This is a genomic window from Rickettsiella endosymbiont of Rhagonycha lignosa (assembly GCF_964031165.1).
GTDB lineage: Bacteria > Pseudomonadota > Gammaproteobacteria > Diplorickettsiales > Diplorickettsiaceae > Aquirickettsiella.
The window spans coordinates 17,168-42,291 of sequence record NZ_OZ035011.1 but is presented as its reverse complement, the minus strand read 5'-3'; the positions used below and the strand labels follow the sequence as shown (position 1 = coordinate 42,291).

The window sequence follows — 25,124 nt, the reverse complement described above, 5'->3', positions numbered from 1 at the left end:
GATTTAAATTGAACACAATTTCTTTAATTTTTATAGGTGCAGGACTTGGTGGAGTTTTACGCTACGGAGTTTCCACGGGCATTTATAATTTATTTAACAAAAATTTTCCCTATGGCACTTTAGTGGTTAATGTAAGTGGATCTTTTTTAATGGGTTTTTTATTTGTTATTATTTTAGAAAGATTTCAAAGTATTGCTCCTCAACTTAGAGCATTATTGTTAATTGGTTTTCTAGGTGGGTATACCACTTTTTCTTCTTTCTCAATCGAAACCATCAATTTAATGGAAAATGCTAATTGGTTTCCTGCAATTGTAAATATTTTGCTTAGTACTATTTTATGTCTCATGGCAGCGTGGACGGGTGTAATTTTGGGAAGAAATCTATGAAAACACTAGATATAGTCGTCGTTAGAATTTATATAACTGAAGCTTCACATCTACTTAATAAAATAATTGATTTTTTAAAAAATGATAAAATTTCTGGAGTAAGTGTATATCGTGCCATTGAAGGGATAGGAAAATCAGGAAACTTGACTAGCTCTTTGCTCGATCTTTCATTGAATCTCCCCATTTGCATCGAATTTTTCGATGCTGATAAAGCTAAAGTAGAAAAAACACTTGAGCATTTAAATCAAATCATTAACCCTGGACATATTATTTTTTGGGAGGCAAAAGTGATTGTTAAAGATTAAATTCAGCTCGCTAAAGGCTTAGACGTTTAAAAATTTTTTCTGGTATAATCCGGATAATTAACATTATAAGCCGCCAAATTCCGGGAATGTATACGTTCTCTTTCCCCTTATCTAACGCCTGGATAATTTTTTTTGCTGTTTTTGTTGGGTTGGCCGCTAAATAGATTGGGTACTTTCCTCCAAAAACCATTTTCGTATCAATTAAACCTAACTTGATTGTTAATATTTGTATTTTAAAAGGATACAAATAATTACGTAACCCTTGTAAATAAGTAGTCAATCCTGCTTTGCTAGCACCATAAACATAATTGGGTTTCCGTCCTCTATCTCCTGCAACAGAACTTAATCCAATAATAAAGCCTTTTTTTTGAATAGCTAAATACTTAACATAATGTTCAAGAAAAGAAATAGGACCCGTAAAATTTGCTGCAATCACTTTTCGATAATCTAATTTATCAATTAAACCTATCGCCATTATGAGACCATCAATAGCACCCATTTTATCAATAAGCATTTCAAAAAAAGCCGAATGCGCATCAATTTGGGTAATATCAAAAAAAGCATAATCAACATCAACGTTGAATCGGATCCTAAGATCGCTTGCTATACGTTCTAACTCTGAGATATCCCGACTTGCGAGAAAAAGTTTGCAACGTCTCGAAGCCAAAATTTCGCTACAAGCCCTTGCTATAGAAGAAGTAGCCCCTAAAATCAATATGGATTGCATAGAAAATATTTACATCTAATCAACATAATGTAATTTTAGATTATACTCATTGCATATCAAGATGCGAACAAGCATTTTGATGAAATTTTTTATTAATAGCGAATAAACTAACCAAATGACATCATGTATTTGCTTTTTTTAAAAATTCGGATATTACCGTAGATTGATATTTTTCCTTGTGAATTAAAATATAGAACTCTCGACTTAACGTTAAAAATGGAGTTTTTAGTTCTACTAAGGTATTATTTTTTAAAGAATCTTCTACAACAAATCTAGATAAGCAGCTTATCCCCAAACCTGCTTGCGTAGCTTGCTTAAGCGCATCTGTATCATCCAATTCTAAAAAAGGACGAATTTTTCCGCCAATTTTCTCTTCTAATTTTTCGCGTATACTCGAACTCTGCTTTCGTAGTAACCAGCGTGCATTAGCGATATCTGATAATGTCAATTTCTTTTTTTTACTTAAAGGATATTTTGGAGCAGCAATTATCACTAACTCATCTTTTTTCCAAGGATAGGTATGAACTTTATCAGAAAAACAATTAGCCTCAATTAAAGCTACATCAATATTAAATGTGAGTAATCTAGATAATATTACCTTAGTAGTAGCTATTTTAAGGTTGATCTGAATATTTTTGTGCGTATAAGCAAGTTCAGAGATAACTTTTGGTAATAGATAATTACCGATAGTCTTACTAGCACCTATGATTAACTGACCGGATAAATTATCTTTTTTATTTTCCATCATCATATCTTTTAGTTCTGATATTTGAGATATGACACTACCCGCTTTGGGTAACAACACCCTACCACGTTCATTCAAAAATAATTGTTTTCCATGTCGATCAAATACAGAGCCTTCTAATTGCTCCTCTAATGTGGCAAGTGCCATGCTACACGCTGATTGCGAAAGATACATTCTTTTTGCAGCGTGACTAACGTTTCCGGTCTTAGCAATTGCAACAAAAACTTCGAGTTGTTTTAGAGTAATACGCATAGCAATTTTAAATTATCATTACTTAAATCCAATGCATTTTAAATTAATCTTACATAATAATAATTATGTAAATGTAAAACCATAATACCGGATAAGTAACACTATGACTATTATCATTATGAAAAAATATCTACTTCAAAGAATGTAAATGAATCTGTAATATATTGATTTTTTTATTATTCCTTATTAGAAAAAATTTTCTAACTGCACCATAAAATGCTAAAGACAAAAAAATATAATCTACATAATCTAAAATATAAATATAATGTAATTTTTTTATTTATAAAATGAATTTGTGCAACCTCTGATATAAATTAATAAAATTTTTATAAATTAAAAACAAACATTGTATATAGAATTGGTTACTACAGAAATGTTTAAGCACACCAAATAATATTCTTATAAAGCTATGCTATACTTGGCGAAATGTAATAGGGAGATATTTATGTTTAACTTGCTTAAGTTGTGGGTTGCCAGCATATGCTTACTCATCTGTAATATAGCCCTTGCTGATATCTCCATACCGATGTTCCTTACTTCTCAACAGGGAATAGGACAGCCGATTGGAGTGATAATAGCCACGCAAAAGCCCTATGGTGTTTTATTGACACCCAATTTACATAATCTTCCTCCTGGTTTGCATGGTTTTCATATCCACCAAAATCCTTCTTGTTTGGATAATGGAATGGCTGCAGGTGATCACTTTGATCCTTCTCATTCTAGCCAACATTTAGGCCCTTATGGAAAAGGACATTTAGGAGATCTGCCTGTTTTAGAAGTTGCTAATAATGGCAACGCCACATTACCTATTTTAGCCCCTAGATTGCGCTTAAATGAACTTAAAAATCACTCTTTAATAATACATGCAGGGAGCGATAATTATTCTGATGTTCCTGCTAAGTTAGGCGGAGGTGGTGCGCGTATAGCCTGTGGTATTATAAAGTAGAAATAATGTCCATTTTAGATTTCAACGATATTTTCTTGACCAATGCATAAATCCTTAAGCATTGATAGAATTTATTTTTCGTAATTAATAATCTTTTTTACGAATGGTAAGCAGAATAATTAATAGTAATCATTCTATGAGCTCAGATCTTTATTTTTTATCAGCAAGACAATTAGCCCAGCTAATTAAAAAGAAAAAAGTTTCGTGCGTTGAGGTTATTCAAGCTTATTTAGACCGCATCGAACAGGTTAATCCCAAACTTAATGCCCTAGTTAAACTAACTGAACCAGAAATTGCATTAAAAAAAGCATTCATAGCCGATAAAAAATTAGCTAAGAATCAAACTCTTGGACCTTTGCACGGTTTACCTATTACTATTAAAGATTGCTGTAAAGTTCAAGACTTTATTATTAGCAAAGGAAGTAATGGTTACAACTTTCTTCCTAAAGAAGATGCAACTGTTGTTGCTAGATTAAAAGCAGCGGGTGGAATTATTTTAGGTATAAGCAATGTTCCTGAATTTAATATCGCCTATGAAACAGATAATGATCGCTTTGGCAAAACTTTAAATCCTTATGATTTAAATCGTACCCCAGGTGGAAGTAGCGGTGGAGAAGCGGCTATTATCGCAGCAGGCGGCTCAGTAATTGGTTTGGGCACAGACGGAGCAGGAAGCATTCGCCAACCCGCTCATAATACAGGAATTGTGGGTTTAAAACCCACTCGTGGTTTAATCCCTAACTCAGGTAATGTTCCCTCAGATGGTAGAGGTTTATCACGTCCATTAACTACTTATGGTCCTATGGCACGGTTTGTCGATGATATAGTATTATCTCTACCTCTTTTGACGGGCCCCGATGGTGCCGATCCAGATGCTATCCCCATTTCAACCAGCAAACCTCTTATCCAATGCAAAAATTTACGAATTGCATTTTACTCAGACAATGGCATTGTTACACCTGATAAAGCAACCTTACAAACTATTAATCAAGTAGCACAGATTTTACAAGATGAAGTACAACAAATTGAACCTCTGCGTCCTCCTCACTTAAAAGAGCTTTATATTCTTATTACTGAGACATTTATTTTAGGTGGCGATAAAGGTCTAGGATTAAAAAATTTACTGCGCCATTTGGGCATTAAAAAACCTTCCTATCTGGTGAAGGAATTTTTAGCTATTTCGCGCCAATGTGAATTTTCCATTACTGAATTACATCAGCGATTACGTCGCATTGATCAATTGCGCATCGCCCTAGAAAAATTTTTTATTCCATATGATGCAATTATATGTCCTGTAGCAGCGACACCTGCCAAATTATTAGGACATTCATTTATCGAAGGTCATGACTTTAGTTATCTTAATATTTATAATTTAACTGGGTGGCCAGTTTTAACAATCCGGTGCGGCACTTCCCTGGAAGGTTTACCTATAGGAATACAGATTGTTGCTAAGCCATGGCATGACGAAGTAGCCCTGATGATTGGGCAAAAATTAGAAGGCTTGCTAGGCGGATGGCAAAAACCTGTTTTATTTCCTTAAAACCCTCTCATCCAGAGCTTAGTCCTTGAACCTGCTATACTTTGAAAACATACTTAAGGGGGAGCTAAATGATTTGGGTGATTAGCTTAAATAGTAGTTTAGGTCATATTTATTCTTATGAGCCCAAAAATCATAAGTTAATTTTATTGAAAAGTTTTGAAAACCCTAATGCTAAATTAAAAGAAAGTGATTTAGTTTCAGATAGACCTGGTCATTATCAAACTATGCATTCTGCTAAAGGTGCTTATGAAGCAGCAAGCAGCCCTCATGAGGTAGAGCTTGACCATTTTACTAAAATCTTGGCTGATTTTTTAAAAAAAGGGCTAGATAATCATCAATATAAACAACTTATTTTATGTTCTGCACCTCACGTCGGAGGTATTTTACTTACCAACCTTGATAAACAAGTAGAAAAAACCTTACTAGTTAATATTAAGAAAAACTTTGTTGAAGAAAATGAATCTGTTCTTAGCAATTATTTAAAAGAAAACTGGTGGAATATTATTCGATCAAACAAAAATAATTAATTTACTATTCGGAGTACTTTTGAAAAAAATATTATTTAGTTTAATAGTTTCTTTTTTATTATGCGTAAGTAACAATGTGCTTGCTATTCAAACTTTACCCAAATTATTTTTATTTGTCGGAAGTGATGCAAATCTAAGAAGCTATGAAAAAATATTGCTAAATCCCTGTATTACAGGAATCCAAGCAATTTACACATGGAAAGAATTAGAGCCCAAAAAAGGTATTTATAATTTTTCAAGAATTGAACGAGATCTAGGATTTCTAAATTCAATTCATAAAAAACTTTTTATTCAGCTACAAGATAGATCCTTCCAACCCAATATATTTAACGTACCAGATTATATTCGAAAAGAAAAAATATATCATAATGGAGTCGCTATGCAATACGATTTTCCAGGAGAGGGAATCCCTATAACCGAAGGATGGGTAGCGCGAGTCTGGGATCCCGCTGTGCGAGAACGATTCCAGTTACTCATACAAAAACTAGCCACTCAATTTGATGGCAAGATTTATGGGATCAATTTACCTGAAACCGCCACAGATTTTAATAGTAAAAATCCTCCTAAAGATTTTACTCAAGATAGATATTTCAATGCAGAGCTTGAAAATATAAACGCATTACGCAGTGCATTTACCAAAAGTATCGTTCTGCAATATGTAAATTTTTTCCCTGGGGAATGGAATAATGATCACAAATATATGAGCAGATTATTCTCGTATGCAATACAACACCGTGTTGGTTTAGGTGGTCCTGACATTGTCCCTTACAGAAAAGCTCAAATGAAAAATAGTTATCCTTTTTTTCATCAGAAAAAAAACAAACTAAACAATATTGGCATGGCTGTACAAGAAGGTGAGTACACTTATAAAAAAACTGATAACACTTATTACAACTTTTCAGATTTTTATTTGTTTGCCAAAGATTACTTGGGAGCAACTATTATATTTTGGAACACTAAAGAACCATTTTTTTCAAAAGAACTTTTACCGAAAATAAACGATCAATACTTTGACTGTGGAAAGTAATTACAATAAATCCTGTTTTTTCTGAGGACGTTTCCAATTTTCAAAAGTACGGATTTCTGCTCGGCTTAAGGTTAATTTACCAGCAGGGACGTCTTTATTTAAGGTAGATCCAGCACCTATCGTTGCACCTTTTTTTATTCGTATGGGCGCAATTAACGCGGTATTAGAACCAACAAACACATCATCTTCTATTTGTGTTTGATGTTTAACCGCTCCATCGTAATTACAAGTAATGGTACCCGCGCCAATATTGACATTTTTACCTATATTTGCATCGCCGATGTAACTTAAATGATTAATTTTTGTTTCTTGTTCTATCTGGCTATTTTTAACTTCAACGAAATTTCCTATATGAACATTATTTTTGAGAACCGCTCCTGGGCGAATACGTGCAAATGGACCAATAATACAATTATCGCCAATAACTGCACCTTCAATTAAGCAATAAGGCTTAATTTCAACATTTTTCCCAATTTTGACATCTTTTAAAATTGTATGCGATCCTATTGAACTATTAGCGCCTATAGTATTTTCCCCTTCTACAATAACATCTACATCGATAACCACGTCTTTTTCAACGGTTAATTGCCCGCGTAAATCAAATCGGTCTGGATCGTGTAAGGTAACTCCCGCTAACATCAGTTTTTTAGCGGCTTGCTGCTGAAAATAACGTTCAAGCTTAGCAAGTTGCACACGATCATTGACTCCTTGCATTTCACCATCAACATCTGAAGATACCGTTACGATTTCTATCTTTTCATCCACAGCCATTGTAATAATATCCGTTAAATAATATTCACTTTGGGCATTCATTTTTTTAATTTTAGGCAACCAACGCTTTAGTAATTTTAGCGGCACATAAAAAATACCACTGTTAACTTCCTGTATTTTTCTTTGCTCTAGGCTAGCATCTTTTTCTTCAACAATTTGAACAACTTTTCCTTCTTGATCCCGTAAAATCCGTCCTAAACCAAAAGGTTGTTGCGTAATTAATGTAACTAAACCAATTTGATGAGTTTCAGTTGCATGAATTAATTTTTGTAAAGTAGCTAAACTTACTAAAGGTGTATCCCCTAGCAAAATTAATACACGACTCTCATCTTGTTTCATTTCTGGAATAGCTTGAGCAACTGCATGCCCTGTACCTAATAATTCTGTTTGCTTTACCCAATTAACTGCTAAATGACTTAAATATTTGGGAACTTGACCTCCACCATTTCCATAAACTACATAAACTGCATGAGGTTGCAAATCTTTAACTGTTTCAACTATATATTGTAACAAAGGTTTACCGGCCAACTTATGCAATACTTTAGGTAAAGTAGAATACATACGTTTTCCATGACCCGCGGCTAAAATGATGACATCAAGTAATTTCATATTTCAAAACTAGCCTTATTCAAAACTTCATTTTTGGTAAGATATTACTCAATCTTTTTTTAGGAATTTCTTAGAAAATTAAATTCTACCGGTAAGTTTTTTCTTTAATTTAGATATGACCTGTAATTGAGCAACTGCCTGAGCTAATTCTGCTGTTGCTTTTGCGTAATCGATATCAGCTTGTTTATCACTCAATACTCTTTCTGCGTGTTCCTTGGCTTCTAAAGCGGCCAATTCATCTAAATCAGTAGCTCGTATGGCCGTATCGGCTAATATACTAACGTGTTGTGGTTGAACCTCTAAAATACCGCCAGAAATGTAAAGTATTTCATCTTCCCCATCTGGTTTTACAATGCGCACTGGCCCTGGCTTTAATGCCGTTAATAGTTGGGTATGGCCCGGATAAATCCCAAGCTCACCTAATGAACCCGTGACTACTATATGCATAGCCTCACCAGAAAAAATCGAAACTTCTGCGCTAACAATCTCAATTTGCATGGTTTTAGTCATGATATTTTTCTACCCTATAAAGCTTTTGCTTTCGCCTCTACTTCATCTATACTTCCAACCATATAAAATGCTTGTTCAGGCAAATCATCAAATTCACCATTTAAAATAGCTTTAAAACCACGGATTGTCTCTTTAAGACTGACGTATTTTCCTGGAGACCCAGTAAATATTTCGGCAACAAAGAAAGGCTGAGATAAAAACCGTTGTACTTTTCTTGCGCGCATTACAATCAATTTATCTTGTTCTGACAATTCATCCATACCTAAAATAGCAATAATATCTTTCAATTCTTTATAGCGCTGTAAAGTTTTTTGTACAGCTCTGGCAACATCATAATGTTCTTGGCCAACAATCAAAGGATCAAGTTGGCGACTATTAGAATCTAACGGATCAATGGCCGGATAAATACCCAACTCCGCAATTTGACGGGATAATACGACTGTTGCATCGAGATGTGCAAAAGTAGTTGCCGGTGAAGGATCAGTAAGATCATCTGCTGGAACATACACAGCTTGGATAGAAGTAATAGAGCCTGTTTTGGTTGAGGTAATACGTTCTTGTAAAGCACCCATTTCTGCAGCCAATGTAGGCTGATAACCCACAGCAGAAGGCATACGCCCTAATAATGCCGACACTTCGACGCCTGCTAGTGTGTAACGATAGATATTGTCGATAAATAACAATACGTCTCGACCTTCATCCCGAAAATATTCAGCTACTGTTAAACCCGTTAAAGCAACTCGTAAACGGTTACCGGGTGGTTCATTCATTTGTCCATAGACTAATGATACTTTATCTAAAACATTAGATTCTTTCATTTCATGATAAAAATCATTACCTTCTCGTGTCCGCTCCCCAACACCTGCAAATACTGAGTATCCACTATGTTCAATAGCGATATTACGTATTAATTCCATCATATTAACGGTCTTACCAACTCCAGCACCGCCAAACAAGCCTACTTTTCCACCTTTAGCAAAAGGACATAGTAAATCAATAACTTTAATTCCTGTTTCTAATAATTGTTCATTAGCAGCTTGTTCTGCAAAGCTAGGTGGTTTACGGTGAATAGGTAAACGAATTTTCTCATTAATAGGACCTGCTTCATCGATAGGTCTACCTAACACATCCATAATTCTACCTAAAGTCTGCTTCCCTACAGGTACACTAATAGGCGCTTCGGTATTAGTTACTTTTATTCCTCGCTGCAAACCATCACTAGTACCCATCGCAATGGTCCTTACAATACCATCACCTAACTGTTGCTGGACCTCTAGCACCAAATCATGACCATGAACCATTAAAGCATCATAAACCTTCGGAACCTGTTCTCTTGGGAATTCAACATCGATAACAGCACCGATAATTTCGACTATATGTCCGATGGGATTAATTGGCTTCATAACGTTTCTCTTCATTATTTATTCATATAAGGTTAAATTTAAACAGCTTCAGCACCGGCAACTATTTCTGCTAATTCTTTGGTAATTGCTGCCTGGCGGGCTTTATTATAGGCTAATTGCAAATCACTTATTAATTCTCCTGCATTATCCGTCGCACTTTTCATTGCTACCATCCTAGCCGCTTGTTCACACGCAGTATTTTCTACAACACTTTGATACACTTGTGATTCAATATATCGTGTTAGTACTAACTCTAACAAAGGCTTTGCATCAGGTTCATAAAGATAGTCCCAGCGATAATTAAGCTCTGACTTTTCAGAAGGTAACACAGGCAATAAGGATAAAGTCTGTGCCTTTTGTGTCATCGTATTAATAAATTCATTATAGAAAATAGTTACACTATCCAACTTACCTTGCTTGTAGGCATCTAATAAAACTTTTATAACCCCAATTAAATCTTGTAATTGCGGTGCATCTCCCAAATGATTGGCATGTGCAACCACATGGCCACCGACGCGCTTAAAAAAAGCTTCTCCTTTTCCGCCTATAATAGCCAAATCTATATCTATTCCTTTAGATTGGCATACTCGAAATTCCTGCAAAACTAACTTTAGTAAATTAGTATTCAGTCCGCCGCACAAGCCTTTATCAGTGGTGATAACAAGAAAACCCGCTCGTTTTATTTCTCTTATTTGTAAATAAGGGTGTTGATATTCTGCGTGACTACTTGCAACATGATAGATTAGATCGAGCATTTTATGCGCATAAGGTCGCGAAAGCGTCATTCGTTCCTGAGCTTTTCGCATTTTACTAGCCGCAACCATTTCCATTGCTCGCGTTATTTTCTGAGTACCTTTGATACTAGCAATTTTACCACGTATCTCTTGCGCAAAACTCATCGACTATCACCAAGTTTGTGTCATTTTAAAGGCTGTAATTGCTGTATCTAACTCATTAGCTATCACTTCGTTATAATCACCTTTTTGGTTAATTTTTTCCAAACATGCTTCCTGTTCTGAATGCATATATGCTAATAATTCTTCAGCAAATGCAACAATCTTTGTCAGTTCGATATCATCTAAATAACCTTTATCGGTAGCAAACAATAGTACCGCCATTTCTGCAACACTTAAGGGAGCATATTGTTTTTGCTTTAAAATTTCAGTAACTCGTTGGCCTCTCTCAAGCTGCTTACGTGTTGCCTCATCTAAATCTGACATAAACTGGGAAAAGGCAGCAAGTTCGCGATATTGAGCCAAACTTAATCGAACACCACCGCCCAATTTCTTTATAATTTTTGTTTGAGCAGCAGAACCCACTCGTGAAACAGATAAACCCGCATTAATTGCTGGGCGTATACCTGCATTAAACAAATCCGTTTCTAAAAAGATTTGACCATCAGTAATTGAGATAACGTTTGTTGGAACAAAAGCGGATACATCCCCAGCTTGAGTTTCGATAATAGGTAATGCCGTTAACGAGCCTGTTTTTCCTTTAACACGTCCATTAGTAGCTTTTTCAACAAACTCCTTATTAACTCTTGCAGCACGTTCGAGTAAACGTGAATGCAAATAAAATATATCTCCTGGATAAGCTTCTCGACCTGGTGGACGTCGCAGCAACAAAGATATTTGCCGATATGCCCAAGCCTGTTTTGTTAAATCATCATAGATAATAAGCGCATCTTCACCTTGATCGCGAAAATACTCACCCATCGCGCAACCTGCATAAGGGGCAATAAACTGCAGCGCCGCAGAATCAGCAGCACTTGCTGATACTATAATGGTATGTTTTAAAGCATCTTGTTCTTCTAACTTCCTCACTACTGCTGCAATCGACGAAGCTTTTTGACCGATTGCTACATAAATACATTTTACGCCTGTATCTTTTTGGTTAATAATCGCATCGATGGCTAGCGCCGTTTTCCCTGTTTGTCTATCCCCTATTATTAATTCGCGCTGACCACGCCCAATAGGCACCATACTATCAATGGCTAATATACCTGTTTGTAATGGTTGTGATACGCCCTGACGCCAAATTACGCCTGGGGCAACCTGCTCAATAGGTGCATTTTTTTCAGCCTCAATTGGGCCACGACCATCTATGGGATGCCCTAAAGCATTAACAACCCGCCCTAATAAAGCCTCACCCACTGGAACTTCAAGAATACGTCCAGTACATTTAACTTTTTGACCTTCACTTAATCCTTCGTAGTCACCTAAAACAACAGCACCCACTGAATCACGTTCAAGATTTAAGGCTAATCCATAACATTGAGGTGAAAACTCTATCATTTCTCCCAACATAACGTCATTTAAACCATAGATACGCACAATTCCATCACGCAAACTGACGATACTTCCTTGTGTACGCGTTTCTGCAGAAACATCAAATTTCTGGATACGTTCTTTGATTAATTCATTTATTTCAGATGTAGTTAATTGTTGCATAGCTTATACTGCCTCTTGATTCACTAATGTCGCACGTAAACGTTCTAATTTGCCACGTACAGAATCATCGATGACTAAATCTCCGACGCGAACGACCAATCCACCTAATAAATTTTTATCAGTATGGCAGTCTAGTTTTATATGACTTTGAAAACGCTCCGATAATACTTTTTCTAAAGTTTGCTCTTCTATTTTAGTTAAAGGCACAGTGGAAATCACATAAGCCGTAACTTGCTTGGCTAGTTCAGCCTTATAACGCTCAAATAAATCTTTAACTTCTGGAAGTACTAATAATCGTTGGTTAGTAGCCATTAATTTTAGAAAATTTTTTCCAAAAGGAAATATTACAGCTTTGCAAAATTCTAATAAGCATTCATACGCCACTCTTTTATCGACACATGGATTTTTTAATAAATTTTGCATCGACTTCTCGTTAATAATTTTGGTAGTCTGCTTTAATAAAGTCGACCAAGCATCCATATTTTTTTTATCTGATGCACAAGCAAATGCCGCTCGTGCATAAGGTCTAGCAATGGATGTGAAATCAGACATCAAATTTCTTCCAAAGATTGTTTAACAAGCGCATGTTGAGCTACGCTATCAAGTGATTGTGCCAAAATTTTCTCAGTAGTCGTAATAACCAAATTAGCTACTTCCGCACGAAGTTTTTGTTGTGCTGTTTGCCATTCTTGCTGAATGTCAGCTCGGGCTATAGCTAATAAACGCTCGTTTTCTATTCGTATTTGCTGTTTAGATTCTTCGGACATTTGAGTAGCGCGCTTATTAGCCTGTTCAATAATCTCAGCCGCTTGTTGCTTTGCTTCCTTTAAATGCTCATCTGCTTTTAACTGTGCTAATTCTAGAGCTTGTTGACCTCGCTCTGCAGCAGCTAAACCATCAGCAATTCGTTGTTCTCGTTCTTTCATTACTTTCAGTATGGGCGGCCATACAAATTTCATGGTAAACCACACGAAAACAGAAAATGTAATTAACTGGCCTAATAAGGTAATATTAATTTCCACGACGATTTCTCAAATTTATTATACTCTTCGCACTTGAATTTTTGTCTGTGTTGCCGCTCGACTCGCAATCCTCATGTATCCTGAATACACTTCGGTTGCTTCACTACGCGGGCTACTATCAAAAATCCCATTGCTGTGAGCATATCATTTAACCCGTTACTGGTTTAGAAACTAGCTTTAAAACTTCGCTTAAAAAAGGATTTTTAGCAAAAATTAAATAAAGCCCCATTACAATTGAAATAGCAGCAAATGCATCGACTAATCCAGCCATTAAAAACATTCGCAACATCAGCATAGGTGTTAACTCAGGTTGGCGAGCTACCCCTTCTAAAAATTTTCCGCCTAAAATACCAAAACCAATCGCGGTGCCTAATGCAGCTAACCCTACTAATAAAGCCGCTGCAATGGCCGTTAAACCTTGTACATTAGCAACTACTTGCGCAACATCTACCATTTTTATATCCTCTCTTTTATTAATAAATAATTAATGTGTTTGTTCTTGACCATGAGTCTCATGTGCCATACTTAAATAAACTATAGTGAGCATCATAAAGATAAATGCTTGAATGGCAATAATTAAAATATGAAATACCGCCCAAACCCCACCAAAAGTCCACTGTAACCACCATGGTAATAATGCCACTAAAATAAAAATTAACTCTCCAGCAAATAAATTTCCGAATAGCCGTAACGACAAGGATATAGGTCGTACGAATTCTTCTAATAAACGAAAAATAATATTGATGGGGAAGAGATAAGGGCCAAATGGGGCAACCAGCATTTCTTTACTGAATCCCTTCACACCTTTAATTTTCAAGTTATAGTAAATGATTAAAATAAAGACCGCAATTGACATGCCAAATGTTGTATTAGGATCGGCTGTCGGCACGGATCGAAAATGACTTACACCAAATATTGATAACACTGTCGGCAATAGATCAACCGGCAGTAAATCCATAAAATTCATTAAGAATACCCAAACAAAAATTGTCAGCGCTAAAGGTGCAATCAATTGACTAACACCTTGAAAAGACTCTTTCACAGTTTTATCTACAAACTCAACGAGAATCTCAACAAAATTTTGTATTTTACCCGGAACGCCACTACTAACTGTCGCAGCCACCCAGCGAAATAAAATTAAAAATCCTACGCCCAACACAGCAGACAGAAAAAAGGTATCGAGATTTAAATTCCAAAAACTCCCTTCACCTGAGAAACTTAAGGTTTTCAGGTTAAAGATGAGATGCTCAAGGTGATGCTGAACATAATATGCTGAGGTTTGTTCACCATTCATAATAAACCTTTCATGCTTTTAATAATTAGCAATAGCCAAAATAATAGCTGGGAGACCAAATAAGCTAGCAACAAGATCGGAATATTTACTGATAATAACTTAATCACCACTATGAAAAAAATCCCACTGAAAAATAATTTTATTAATTCTGCCCGATAAAAAATATTGAGCAAGCCTTTTCCTGACGCCTGTGCTAAACGACGCATTATTTTCATCACAAAATAACAGTTAGGAAGTAGCCATAAGGCAATACCCAGCACAAGAGATCTAATAACCCGCTCGTCCTGACAAACATTCCGTATAAAGACTATTGCCCCCAGGACAGCAAATGTCATGAGACTCGCCTGACACATTCTTTGAATTACCTTACCAGGCAACTGGACAAGCCTACTAAAAGTCATTCTAAGCCCCACTTATAAAGTGGCGGACAGTATAATAAGCACAACTCTTTTATGCAATGCATATTAAAGAATGTGTTGCTTTTTTATCAATTCGACTTGAACTCTACTCATACAAATTAAATATATCCAGCTAGTTAATAGGGAACACTAAAATTTATAGCAAATTAATGCGAAAAAATGCTATTTAGCCCTTTTTTTTCAACTTACCTCCTTTCTGGCCTTTATAGAATAAAATTGAAAATCACTGCAGAAATCCAGATCCTTAACTTTACTAGAAATTACTCACATTGTTCTATATAGTATTAGGCTTTACAAAATATATGATTCATTTAGCTTTACACGTCAAAAAAATGTACGGAGCAATTTATTATGGCCACTCACGAGCTTGAAGGAACTATTCAGCGATTAACGGTACCAGGAAAAGGAATTTTAGCGGCAGATGAAAGTCAAACTACTATTGCCAAGCGATTTGCTGCCTTACATTTAGAGTCAACTGTAGAAAATCGCCGTAATTATCGTGAATTACTTTTTACTACCCCTGGTATTGAAGCATTTATTAATGGCGTTATCCTTCATGAAGAAACTTTAGCGCAAAAAACTAAAGATGGACTTCTATTTCCCGATTACTTAGATAATGAAGGTATCGTCCCTGGCATAAAGGTTGATAAAGGCCTCATTCCTCTAAATGCTGAAGAAAAAATGACCCAAGGTCTAGATGGTCTATCAGAACGTCTCCTAACTTATAAAAATCTTGGTGCTTGTTTTGCAAAATGGAGAGCTGTTTTTTCCATAACTGACCTACTTCCTTCTTCTCTAGCCATAACCGCTAATTCACAAGCCTTAGCTCGCTATGCTTCTATTTGTCAAAACAATGGAATTGTGCCTATTGTAGAACCTGAACTACTAATAGATGGCACTCATAGCTTAGTCCGCTGTGCTGAAGCTACAGACGCTGTTCTTTATACTGTATTTGAAGAATTACATAAGCATCATGTTTTACTCGAATGTATGATTCTTAAACCCAGTATGGTTATTGCTGGGAATCAATATATGCCGCAACCTAGTATTGCTGAAGTTGCCGCAGCAACTTTAAAAATATTACGTCAAACAGTTCCTGCGGCAGTACCTAGCATTAATTTTCTTTCTGGAGGCCAAACACCAGAAACTGCTACCGCTCATTTAAATACTATGAATAAACTACAACCTTCACGTCATCCGTGGCGTCTAAGTTTTTCCTACGGTCGCGCATTACAAGAACCTGCGTTAAAAGTATGGAACGGTAAAGCACATAATATAAAAGCTGCTCAACGGGCCTTTTATAAACGTGCGAGACTTAATGCAGCTGCTTGCAAAGGACAATATCAATCAAGCATGGAAACAGAAGAAAAAGAAGCGGAAACAAACTTTGTTTAAGCTCTTGTAATCTTAAAATTTACGCTTACGCATAGGTGCCAAAATTTATAAGTATAATTCTTTTTAACTTTCTTTTTGGTTTTGGAATATATGCCTATGCAGATTTTTTTGATAATTCTACAACAGCTCTTGAAAATCGTATTGCTCCGATTGGAAAAGTCAAAGTAGCTGTTTCAGAAATAGACCATTCATCTTTGACTGATATTAATAAAGATATCCATTTAGGCAAAGCAATATTTGAAAGCAAATGTAGCTTATGCCATAAAAATGGCATAGCAGGTGCTCCACGCTTAGGCAATCAGTTAGATTGGAGGTTACGGATAAGAAAAAATTTTTCACTTTTAGTTAAGCATGCCACAACGGGCTACCGAGCTATGCCCCCAAAAGGGGCATGCTTAGAATGTTCAACTTCGGATTTAGAAGCGGCTATTCACTATATGTTAGAGCAACTACATTCTAATTGAATTATACCTTATTATATTTAAAAAAATTTTGCTCTTTCAAGCACAGTGGATAATACTCTTCGCAATTAAATTTTTGGTATTGTTGCCGCTCAATTCACAATCTCATGTACATTAATACACTTCAATTGTTTTATTCTCACCGCGCCATACCAAAAATTTAATTACTGTGAGTATATTCCATATACAACGCAGATATAATTTTGATATTTTTTGTTTCCCTTTTTTAATCAACTCTTATATCTGAACTCGTCTATTAAATAGTGATTTTATTACGATTTTGATCCACTATTCTTTTACTTATCCCTTTGATTTTTACCAAATCATCAATAGATTTAAAAGGTCCGTGCTCATTGCGATAAGCAAGAATGGCTTTTGCACGTTTTAACCCGATACCTTTCAATTCTGCCACTAAAGTTTCTCCATCAGCTGTATTAATATTAACAAGAGCAGAGATGGGATTAGGTATATTTTTTGCGGGGGAAGAAGTTAAAACTGTATTATTATGTGAAATAAAAGGGCTACTAGTTGCTAAAACCGGAGCCGCTATAATTGATGTTAACAAAGTCACAAATAGAGAAGAATAAATATCCATAAACTAAACTCCTTTTTAAAATTTTTCTATCGGAATATATATTTTATGGGCAAAAAATAAATGAATCAATGAATCAAATGGTAATATTTTCATGCAAAATAGAAAGATAATCTTTCACACCATTTGCGACACTGCGAAAAACTCCTTGATAACCCGCACTTCGCAATTTTGAAAGATCAGCTTGAGTAAAATTCTGATAGCAATCTCGTAAATGTTCTGGAAATGGAATATAGCGAATCTCTCCGCGTCCATAAAAATCAATAACTGCTTGGGCTAACGCATTGAAACTCTCGCAATTTCCTGTTCCTGTGTTATAAATTCCACTTTTTTTGGACTCTAAAAACCATAGATTAACAGCAACAGCATCATCAACATAGATAAAATCTCGCAGTTGCTCACCATCAGCATAACCACCCGTTCCTTCGAATAAATTAATAATTCCTGTATTTTTGAGTTGGTTATCCGCATGCAACACCACACTAGCCATAGAGCCTTTATGATTTTCTTTAGGTCCATAAACATTAAAATAGCGTAAACCTACTACCTGACTCTTTATTTTATTAAAAATACTTCTTACATACTGATCAAATAAATATTTAGAATAAGCATAAACATTTACTGGCTTTTCATATACTACTTCTTCTTTAAAAACGGTTCCTAAACCATAAATAGCAGCGCTAGAAGCGTAAATGAAAGGAACCTTCCAGGCCAAACAATAATGCAGTAGACTTTTTGAATATTCATAATTAATATTCATCATATATTGCCCATTCCATTCAGTTGTAACGGAACAAGCACCTTGATGAAAAACCGCTTTTAACTTAGAAAAAATTTTATTTTGTTTAATTTTCTCTAAAAATTCATTTTGATCTAAATAATCAGCAATTGAGCAATCCACTATATTTCTGAACTTAGCTCCGTCTGTTAGATCATCAACAACGATAATCGGCAGGCCAGGATAAGCTTTGTTAAGTTGTTTGATTATGTTGCTACCAATAAAACCTGCCCCTCCTGTAACAACTATCATAAAGATTCCTTTTCTTGTTCTTGAATTTTGGAAATTATAGCGCTTGTAGAACATCCATTAACAAAATCTAGAAATCTAATCTGGCCACCATATTCATGTATTGCTTTCGCTTCTGAAAGATCATCCACTTGGTAATCAGACGCCTTCACCCAAACATCTGGAAGTAGCAACTTGATTAGACGTTCTGGGGTTGTTTCACTAAATGACACTACCCAATCTACAACATTCAATCCTGCTAATACTGCCATTCGATTAGCTAATTTATTTATAGGCCTTCCTGAACCTTTTAATTTCGATACTGAATCGTCGTCATTAACGGCAACGATTAACCGATCACCTAATCGTTTCGCTTGTTCTAAGTAGGCGACATGACCTGCATGTAAAATATCGAAACAACCTCCTGTCATCACAATTTGCTCTTTATGTGTTTTCGCATCTGCAACTGCAATTTGGAGTTCATCTTCTGTCAAAACACCGCGGTGAAATGAGAATTGCTGAATTTGTATCGCTCGTCTTAGTTCTGATGGACTGACTGTAGCAGCTCCTAGTTTTCCAACGACAATGCTCGCCGCAATATTGGCAAGCTGTGCTGACTGAACTAAATCTGCTTGAGCTACATATGTTAACGCTAAACAAGCGATTGCTGTATCACCCGCACCCGTAACATCATAAACTTGTTTTGCATAAGCCGGAAAATAAACTTCCGGCTGATCTTGTTGAATTAATGTCATTCCTTGTTCGCCTCTTGTCACAAGCACAGCTTGAAAATTATGCGTTTTTAAAAGCTGCGTCCCTTTGTGCAACAAAGCTTGTTCGTTATCACATCTTCCTACTACCGCTTCAAATTCCCTTCGATTAGGTGTCAGCGCAGTAGCGCCTTGGTAAATATTAAAATCACTACTCTTAGGATCAATAAATATAGGTTTACCTGCTTTTCGCGCCAATTGAATGAAATTTTGAACTTCAACCAAACATCCTTTGCCATAATCAGAGAATATCACTACATCACAATGTCCGATTTTTTGCTCAAATAATTGTTTTAATTTGGTATGTTCAAATTGATAAGGCGCTTCTTCAAAATCGAGTCGTATTAATTGCTGATGCAAACTAAGTATACGAAGCTTAGTTACAGTAGGTGATTGTGGTATTTTGTGTAAATAACAATTGACTCCTGCATGAGTTAATTTTTTCTCAAGCATCTCTCCCGCTTCATCATCTCCACATACACTAAGTAAATCGACCTGCGCACCTAGTGCAACGATATTTAAAGCGACATTACCCGCACCACCTGGACGTTCATCAAGATTTTTTATATGTACTATCGGTACAGGTGCTTCGGGAGAAATTCTGGATGTATCGCCAGACCAATAACGATCCAGCATCACATCACCTACAATTAAAACCCGGATAGATTGAAATGAAGGTACTTGTATTTTCATTAGGCCTCTTGTCAAATCTTCTTCTTACATTCTTAATTTTTAAATAATCAGCCACTATAGATATGCTATACGACGACTTGAGTTTCTCAGGTATTTGTTTAAGTTTTAAACAAATACCTATTTTCAAGCAGATCTCTTAAAAAAGCATATAGAGACCCGCTTAGTTTATGCGATAATACTAGCTAGAGTCCATTTTTACACGTTTTTTTCCTTTATAAAGGTACCATCCTATGAGTGATGCAAGTAATGCTCGAGAAAAAGCCCTTAAAATGGCTATAAGCCAAATTAAGAAACAACACGGAGAAGGTGCTGTAATGCGTCTAGGTGATTCTAGTCGAGTTCCTGTAGACGTAGTTTCTACGGGTTCTTTAGGTTTAGATATCGCCTTAGGGATAGGTGGATTACCGCGCGGACGTATCATCGAAATCTACGGGCCTGAATCTTCTGGTAAAACGACACTCACCTTACAAACGATTGCCGAGTGTCAAAAAATAGGGGGGGTCGCGGCATTTGTTGATGCAGAACACGCACTGGACCCTATATATGCCACTAAATTAGGTGTAAAAACAGCCGATCTCCTAGTATCTCAACCTGATACCGGGGAGCAAGCATTAGAGATTGTTGATATGCTAGTCCGTTCTAATGCGGTCGATATTATTGTCGTTGACTCTGTCGCCGCACTGACTCCTCGCGCCGAAATTGAGGGGGAAATGGGTGATTCGCATATGGGTTTACAAGCGCGTTTAATGTCACAAGCTTTACGTAAACTCGCAGGAAATATTAAGCGCTCAAATACGCTAGTTATCTTCATTAATCAAATTCGCATGAAAATTGGAGTTATGTTTGGCAATCCTGAAACAACAACCGGCGGCAATGCGCTAAAGTTTTATGCGTCGGTACGTCTTGATATACGTCGTACTGGTTCCATCAAAAAAGGCGATGAAATCATAGGTAATGAAACTCGAGTCAAAGTGGTAAAAAACAAAGTTGCTCCTCCATTTCGGCAAGCTGAGTTTGAAATTCTTTATAATCAAGGAATTTGTCATATGGGAGAAATTGTTGACCTAGGTGTAACCCATGGCTTAATCGATAAAGCAGGGGCCTGGTATAGCTATCAGGGCGAACGTATTGGTCAAGGAAAAGATAATGTAAAACAATTTTTGAAAGATCGTACTGAAATTTGTCAAAAAATAGAGGCGGAAATTCGAAAAAATTTACTTAACAAGCCATCTGAAAATAGTCAACCTGAACCAAAACTGGAGACCGAAATTATTGAATAAATTTCAGCGTGCTATCTATGACCTACAAGGTTAATGTTTTAGAAATTGACAAAAACATCCACCAAATTGCTTTGAGCCATTTAGCGAGACGAGAACATACTCGCTTTATGCTTCGAGAAAAATTGATGCGAAAAGGATTTTCGCATCAATCGGTAGAAGCTGTTTTAGATATTTTAATTCAACAAGGATTTTTAAACGAAGAACGTTTTTGCGAAGCTTTTATCCAAAAACGTATAAGACAAGGCTACGGACCAATGCGAATCAGTGCCGAATGCCATGAATATGGTATAAATAATGATATTATTTTTTCTCAACTTCCCCAAGACGAAGAATTTTGGTTAGCTGCTATTCAGAAAATACTGAAAAAAAAGTTCCAACCTAGTCCTCTACCAAAAGAGCAGTTACGACAAATACGTTACCTTCAATATCGTGGCTTTAAACTTGATCAGATAAAAGCATCACAAAAAATTTATCTTCATCAGACAAAATAAACTTAGCTTGTTTTTAACAAAAAATAGGTAAACATTACTCTTAGGAATACATGATGACTGTCTTACCAAAATTTAATGAGATTAATCCAGACAATATAATCAAAGAATTAGACGCATTACTTACCAATAATCGATCCGAGTTAGCAAAATTATTAGCTGAAGTCATGTCTCTTGATTGGAGCTTTATTCAGAAATTAGATGATTTAGATGACCGACTCCAACATTTTTGGTCTCCGATCAATCACCTCTATGCTGTCAAACAGACCCCAGAACTACGATATGTTTACAATGAATGCCTCCCCAAACTAAGTGCATATACTTCCGAGTTAAGTCAAAATCAGGTTCTCTATCAATCCATTAAAAATTTAGCTAATAGTGATTATCAATACAATTATGCGCAAGAAAAGTGTCTACATAATGAATTACGAGATTTTCATTTAGGTGGTGTCGATCTACCCAAAATTCAACAAAAAAGATATCAAGATATTCAAACACAGTTATCTCAATTATCGAATCAATTTGAAGAAAATTTACTAGATGCTACAACTGAGTGGTCAAAATGTATTAGTAATAAATCCGAGCTAAAAGGCGTTCCTGCTCATGTTATTTTAAACGCTGAAAAAGCTGCACAAGAAAAAAATTTAATTGGTTATTTAATTACACTAGATTACCCCTCCTATTTTCCCATAATAACCTATGCTGATAATCGCGACCTGCGCGAAATTATCTATAAAGCTCACATTACACGAGCTTCAGAACTCAGTAATCTAGTCCTTGATAATAGCAACGTTATGTTCAATATACTTAACCTACGCCATGAACTGAGCCAAATACTAGGTTTCAAAAATTATGTCCAAAAAAGTTTAGCGTCTAATAAAATGGCAAAAAATCCAGAAGAAGTGCTTAAATTTTTGGAGGGGCTACTCGCGTATACACAACCTAAAGCAAAACAGGAATGGGAAGAACTTTCTGGTTTTGCTCAATCCCAAGATCAAATTGATACACTACAACCCTGGGACATTTTGTATTATCGCGAAAAATTACAAGAAAAAAAATTTGGTATTTGTGATGAGACCTTACGCTGTTATTTTCCTGTAGACAAAGTGCTTTCGGGTCTTTTCAAGTTAATAGAACGTTTATTTGGGATGCAAATCAAAGAAATAAAAGGCATTGAGGTTTGGGATCCTCAGGTGCGATTTTTTTCAATTACTGATAGTCAACAACAATTACGAGGACAATTTTACTTAGATCTTTATGCTAGACCTGAAAAACGTGAAGGTGCTTGGATGGATGATTATCAATCCCGACGTTATTTAAGTAATGGTGATATTCAAACTCCTATTGCTTTTTTAACCTGTAACTTCTCTCCTCCCATTGATTTCATGCAAACTCCTTTGTTAACACATGAAGAAGTTTTAACTTTATTTCATGAGTTTGGTCATGGTTTACAACATATGTTGACTGTAATTGATTATTCCGCTATTTCAGGTATTAATGGTGTTGCTTGGGATGCCGTAGAATTACCCAGTCAATTTTTAGAATATTTTGTTTGGGAAAAATCGGTTCTAGATCAAATCAGTAGCCATTATAAGACGGGTCAGACTTTACCCGATACATTAATTACTAAAATGCGTAATGCTAAAAATTTTCAGGCAGGCCTACAACTATTAAGACAATTAGAATTATCCTTATTTGATTTTCGTTTGCATATAGAATTTGATCCAACAAAGGGTTATGAACAAATTCAAAACTTACTCGATTCAATACGTAAACAAATTGATATAATTCCCATAGCTCCATTCAATCGATTTCAGCATGGATTTTCGCATATCTTTGCAGGCGGTTATGCTGCCGGATATTACAGTTATCTTTGGGCAGAAGTTTTAGCCTGTGATGCGTTTGCTAAGTTCCAAGAAGATGGGATCTTTAATGAAAAAACTGGAAAAGCGTTTTTACATAGTATTTTAGAGCAGGGTGGCGCAATCGATGCCATCGAATTGTTTAAAAAATTTCGGGGCCGTGAACCAAAAATACAAGCTTTTTTAAAAAGCTTAGACTTAAATTATTAACAACATTAAGAAAGTGTCTTCACTTGTTTAGGCTGATACACGCAGAAAAAAGGTAATTTTTTGATCAGCCTCATGCAATGAGGCACCTATTTAGTTACCAATATTTAAACGCCTTGATAAACTTGAACTAAATCTATTGTGAGGATCCCAATGTTGTTTAACTACCAACCATTCCGGGTATCGTTTATACATTTCTCGAAAAGTCTTTGACTTTAAACGTGCATCTTTTGCTAAATAGATCCTCCCTCCAGCAGAAATAACTATTAAATCCAAAATATCTAAACAACCAAATAATTTTTCGCTGCGAATAGGAATATCGAGTGCTAAGGTAAATCCTGGTAATGGAAATGACAATGGTGCTAAATTTTCTAGCCCAAAACGTTTCAACACAACTAGATAAATAGGATGCTTATGTTTATGCAAAGTCTCTAAAATATCTTTAATAGCAGAATAAGCAAATTTTTCTGGTATTGCACACTGATATTGAATAAAACCTTTTTTACCGTACAACCGCGGCCAATTTCTTATACGATCCAGCGGAAAAAAATAATCATGGTAAGGGAGCAAAAAAGCTTGATCATTCTTGGCTAAATGGCAGTAATACCCTTTGTTAAATAGTTTGACCCATAGGGGTTGTAAAATAGAATACGGTAGAAAGTAGGGACAGTATAACGAAGAATATTTTGGCGTTGAAAAAACTTGAGTTTGTAGGTCAATAGGAAATTCCAACAAATCTGCATGTTTAGCCTTCATAATAGCACCATGGAAAAATGATGTATTTAAAGAATCTAACCAAGCTACACTATATTCATACTCATCATTTTGACTTAAGCTCTCCAATATTTGCTTTAAGTTATTTGTAACTTGATGTTGCACCTTCATGTAAGCTGTTTCAATTCGCTTTAACTGTAAAGTTACTACTCCAATAATACCTGTTAAACCCATACCACCTATTGTGGCCCAAAATAATTCTGGGATAATTTTAGGGGAACAATTTATTTTTGCTCCAGTAGCGGTAATAAGTTGTAAACTAAGTACATGTTGCCCTAAGGAACCAGCATAGCAATGATTTTTTCCATGTATATCCGTAGCAATGCATCCACCTAAGGAAACTTCTGCTGTTCCAGGCATTACAGGTAAAAACCACCCTTGCTTAACAATAAGGGCCAAAATCTTCGCTAAACTAATACCTGATTCAACTGACAATATACCCTTACGCACATCAAACTCGAGAAAACGATCAAGACGGTTTGTTAAAACGATCTCTCCCTGTGCGTTTAAAGCAGCATCACCATAACTACCTCCTGAACCGCGTGCTATAGAAATTAATTGACCAGGTTTGAGTTCTGCATAACTTTCAGGACGCGCCACAGACTCTGGAGGCTCTATAGGATAGCCATTAAAGCTAGATTGACATTTTCTACACCAACTCAT

Annotated in this window: 27 protein-coding genes; 11 read left to right on the top strand and 16 right to left on the bottom strand. The window is 35.8% G+C overall.

Annotation, left to right across the window (positions count from 1 at the left end; translation table 11 throughout):
* Window positions 1-8: 8 nt before the first annotated feature.
* Together crcB and AAHI99_RS00220 are read left to right on the top strand one after the other, a co-directional pair.
* A complete protein-coding gene (crcB, locus tag AAHI99_RS00225) occupies window positions 9-386 on the top strand; it encodes a fluoride efflux transporter CrcB (protein ID WP_342227691.1) in 378 nt (125 codons plus the stop codon).
* A complete protein-coding gene (locus AAHI99_RS00220; protein WP_342227690.1) occupies window positions 383-691 on the top strand; it encodes a DUF190 domain-containing protein in 309 nt (102 codons plus the stop codon). The genes crcB and AAHI99_RS00220 overlap by 4 nt, the downstream gene beginning before the upstream one ends.
* A gap of 10 nt (window positions 692-701) precedes the next feature.
* Here AAHI99_RS00220 and AAHI99_RS00215 read toward each other — a convergent pair whose 3' ends face one another.
* Entirely contained in the window at window positions 702-1,418 is a 717-nt protein-coding gene (locus tag AAHI99_RS00215; protein WP_342227689.1) for an SDR family NAD(P)-dependent oxidoreductase, read from the bottom strand.
* A gap of 121 nt (window positions 1,419-1,539) precedes the next feature.
* Complete coding sequence (locus AAHI99_RS00210; protein ID WP_342227688.1) at window positions 1,540-2,415, bottom strand: LysR substrate-binding domain-containing protein; 876 nt, start codon at window positions 2,413-2,415, stop codon at window positions 1,540-1,542.
* A gap of 445 nt (window positions 2,416-2,860) precedes the next feature.
* On the opposite strand from AAHI99_RS00210, the gene AAHI99_RS00205 reads away from it, so the two are divergent.
* The 4 genes from AAHI99_RS00205 to AAHI99_RS00190 all read left to right on the top strand — a co-directional run bounded on the left by AAHI99_RS00205 (window position 2,861) and on the right by AAHI99_RS00190 (window position 6,455).
* Entirely contained in the window at window positions 2,861-3,361 is a 501-nt protein-coding gene (locus AAHI99_RS00205; protein ID WP_342227687.1) for a superoxide dismutase family protein, read from the top strand.
* A 136-nt stretch (window positions 3,362-3,497) separates the two neighbouring features.
* A complete protein-coding gene (locus AAHI99_RS00200) occupies window positions 3,498-4,901 on the top strand; it encodes an amidase (RefSeq protein ID WP_342227686.1) in 1,404 nt (467 codons plus the stop codon).
* Window positions 4,902-4,969: 68 nt separating this feature from the next.
* A complete protein-coding gene (locus tag AAHI99_RS00195; protein ID WP_342227685.1) occupies window positions 4,970-5,428 on the top strand; it encodes a host attachment protein in 459 nt (152 codons plus the stop codon).
* 19 nt (window positions 5,429-5,447) lie between these two features.
* Entirely contained in the window at window positions 5,448-6,455 is a 1,008-nt protein-coding gene (locus AAHI99_RS00190; RefSeq protein ID WP_342227684.1) for a hypothetical protein, read from the top strand.
* Here AAHI99_RS00190 and glmU read toward each other — a convergent pair whose 3' ends face one another.
* From glmU to AAHI99_RS00140, 10 genes are all read right to left on the bottom strand, one after another.
* The gene (gene glmU, locus AAHI99_RS00185; protein ID WP_342227683.1) at window positions 6,456-7,835 is read right to left on the bottom strand and encodes a bifunctional UDP-N-acetylglucosamine diphosphorylase/glucosamine-1-phosphate N-acetyltransferase GlmU; all 1,380 of its coding nucleotides are present in this window, start codon (window positions 7,833-7,835) and stop codon (window positions 6,456-6,458) included. It abuts the gene before it with no gap.
* Between the two features lie 78 nt (window positions 7,836-7,913).
* Complete coding sequence (locus AAHI99_RS00180) at window positions 7,914-8,345, bottom strand: F0F1 ATP synthase subunit epsilon (protein ID WP_339050536.1); 432 nt, start codon at window positions 8,343-8,345, stop codon at window positions 7,914-7,916.
* 14 nt (window positions 8,346-8,359) lie between these two features.
* Window positions 8,360-9,763, bottom strand: coding sequence for a F0F1 ATP synthase subunit beta (gene atpD, locus AAHI99_RS00175; RefSeq protein WP_425288720.1), 1,404 nt, complete (start codon window positions 9,761-9,763; stop codon window positions 8,360-8,362).
* 23 nt (window positions 9,764-9,786) lie between these two features.
* The gene (atpG, locus tag AAHI99_RS00170; RefSeq protein ID WP_342227682.1) at window positions 9,787-10,647 is read right to left on the bottom strand and encodes a F0F1 ATP synthase subunit gamma; all 861 of its coding nucleotides are present in this window, start codon (window positions 10,645-10,647) and stop codon (window positions 9,787-9,789) included.
* Window positions 10,648-10,653: 6 nt separating this feature from the next.
* Window positions 10,654-12,198, bottom strand: a complete 1,545-nt coding sequence (gene atpA / locus AAHI99_RS00165) for a F0F1 ATP synthase subunit alpha (protein WP_342227681.1) — start codon at window positions 12,196-12,198, stop codon at window positions 10,654-10,656.
* Window positions 12,199-12,201: 3 nt separating this feature from the next.
* Window positions 12,202-12,750, bottom strand: coding sequence for a F0F1 ATP synthase subunit delta (locus AAHI99_RS00160; RefSeq protein ID WP_342227680.1), 549 nt, complete (start codon window positions 12,748-12,750; stop codon window positions 12,202-12,204).
* A complete protein-coding gene (locus AAHI99_RS00155) occupies window positions 12,750-13,220 on the bottom strand; it encodes a F0F1 ATP synthase subunit B (RefSeq protein WP_342227679.1) in 471 nt (156 codons plus the stop codon). The genes AAHI99_RS00160 and AAHI99_RS00155 overlap by 1 nt, the downstream gene beginning before the upstream one ends.
* Window positions 13,221-13,368: 148 nt before the next feature.
* Window positions 13,369-13,674 carry a F0F1 ATP synthase subunit C gene (gene atpE, locus AAHI99_RS00150; protein WP_342227678.1) on the bottom strand — a complete coding sequence of 102 codons (306 nt, stop codon included), beginning with the start codon at window positions 13,672-13,674 and terminating at the stop codon, window positions 13,369-13,371.
* Between the two features lie 30 nt (window positions 13,675-13,704).
* Window positions 13,705-14,514, bottom strand: a complete 810-nt coding sequence (gene atpB / locus AAHI99_RS00145) for a F0F1 ATP synthase subunit A (protein WP_342227677.1) — start codon at window positions 14,512-14,514, stop codon at window positions 13,705-13,707.
* On the bottom strand, window positions 14,511-14,849 hold the full coding sequence (locus AAHI99_RS00140; RefSeq protein WP_342227676.1) for an ATP synthase subunit I: 339 nt from the start codon (window positions 14,847-14,849) through the stop codon (window positions 14,511-14,513). Before AAHI99_RS00140 ends, atpB begins: the two co-directional genes overlap by 4 nt.
* A gap of 435 nt (window positions 14,850-15,284) precedes the next feature.
* Between AAHI99_RS00140 and AAHI99_RS00135 the strand changes: the two genes are divergently transcribed.
* Both AAHI99_RS00135 and AAHI99_RS00130 read left to right on the top strand, forming a co-directional pair.
* Window positions 15,285-16,328 (top strand): class I fructose-bisphosphate aldolase, encoded by a 1,044-nt coding sequence (locus AAHI99_RS00135; protein ID WP_342227675.1) that lies wholly within the window; start codon window positions 15,285-15,287, stop codon window positions 16,326-16,328.
* Window positions 16,329-16,363: 35 nt separating this feature from the next.
* Window positions 16,364-16,792, top strand: a complete 429-nt coding sequence (locus AAHI99_RS00130; RefSeq protein ID WP_342227674.1) for a c-type cytochrome — start codon at window positions 16,364-16,366, stop codon at window positions 16,790-16,792.
* 253 nt (window positions 16,793-17,045) lie between these two features.
* Here AAHI99_RS00130 and AAHI99_RS00125 read toward each other — a convergent pair whose 3' ends face one another.
* The 3 genes from AAHI99_RS00125 to hldE all read right to left on the bottom strand — a co-directional run bounded on the left by AAHI99_RS00125 (window position 17,046) and on the right by hldE (window position 19,850).
* Window positions 17,046-17,384, bottom strand: a complete 339-nt coding sequence (locus AAHI99_RS00125) for a ComEA family DNA-binding protein (RefSeq protein WP_342227673.1) — start codon at window positions 17,382-17,384, stop codon at window positions 17,046-17,048.
* A gap of 73 nt (window positions 17,385-17,457) precedes the next feature.
* Window positions 17,458-18,411 (bottom strand): ADP-glyceromanno-heptose 6-epimerase, encoded by a 954-nt coding sequence (gene rfaD, locus AAHI99_RS00120; protein ID WP_342227672.1) that lies wholly within the window; start codon window positions 18,409-18,411, stop codon window positions 17,458-17,460.
* Window positions 18,408-19,850, bottom strand: a complete 1,443-nt coding sequence (hldE, locus tag AAHI99_RS00115; RefSeq protein ID WP_342227671.1) for a bifunctional D-glycero-beta-D-manno-heptose-7-phosphate kinase/D-glycero-beta-D-manno-heptose 1-phosphate adenylyltransferase HldE — start codon at window positions 19,848-19,850, stop codon at window positions 18,408-18,410. Before hldE ends, rfaD begins: the two co-directional genes overlap by 4 nt.
* Window positions 19,851-20,080: 230 nt before the next feature.
* On the opposite strand from hldE, the gene recA reads away from it, so the two are divergent.
* Genes recA through AAHI99_RS00100 form a run of 3 tightly spaced genes read left to right on the top strand, consistent with a single transcriptional unit; the run spans window position 20,081 to window position 23,690 of the window.
* Window positions 20,081-21,130 carry a recombinase RecA gene (gene recA, locus AAHI99_RS00110; protein ID WP_342227670.1) on the top strand — a complete coding sequence of 350 codons (1,050 nt, stop codon included), beginning with the start codon at window positions 20,081-20,083 and terminating at the stop codon, window positions 21,128-21,130.
* A 17-nt stretch (window positions 21,131-21,147) separates the two neighbouring features.
* Entirely contained in the window at window positions 21,148-21,621 is a 474-nt protein-coding gene (locus AAHI99_RS00105; protein WP_342227669.1) for a regulatory protein RecX, read from the top strand.
* A 50-nt stretch (window positions 21,622-21,671) separates the two neighbouring features.
* Entirely contained in the window at window positions 21,672-23,690 is a 2,019-nt protein-coding gene (locus AAHI99_RS00100; RefSeq protein ID WP_342227668.1) for a M3 family metallopeptidase, read from the top strand.
* 90 nt (window positions 23,691-23,780) lie between these two features.
* Here AAHI99_RS00100 and AAHI99_RS00095 read toward each other — a convergent pair whose 3' ends face one another.
* Window positions 23,781-25,124, bottom strand: a complete 1,344-nt coding sequence (locus tag AAHI99_RS00095) for an FAD-binding oxidoreductase (protein ID WP_342227667.1) — start codon at window positions 25,122-25,124, stop codon at window positions 23,781-23,783.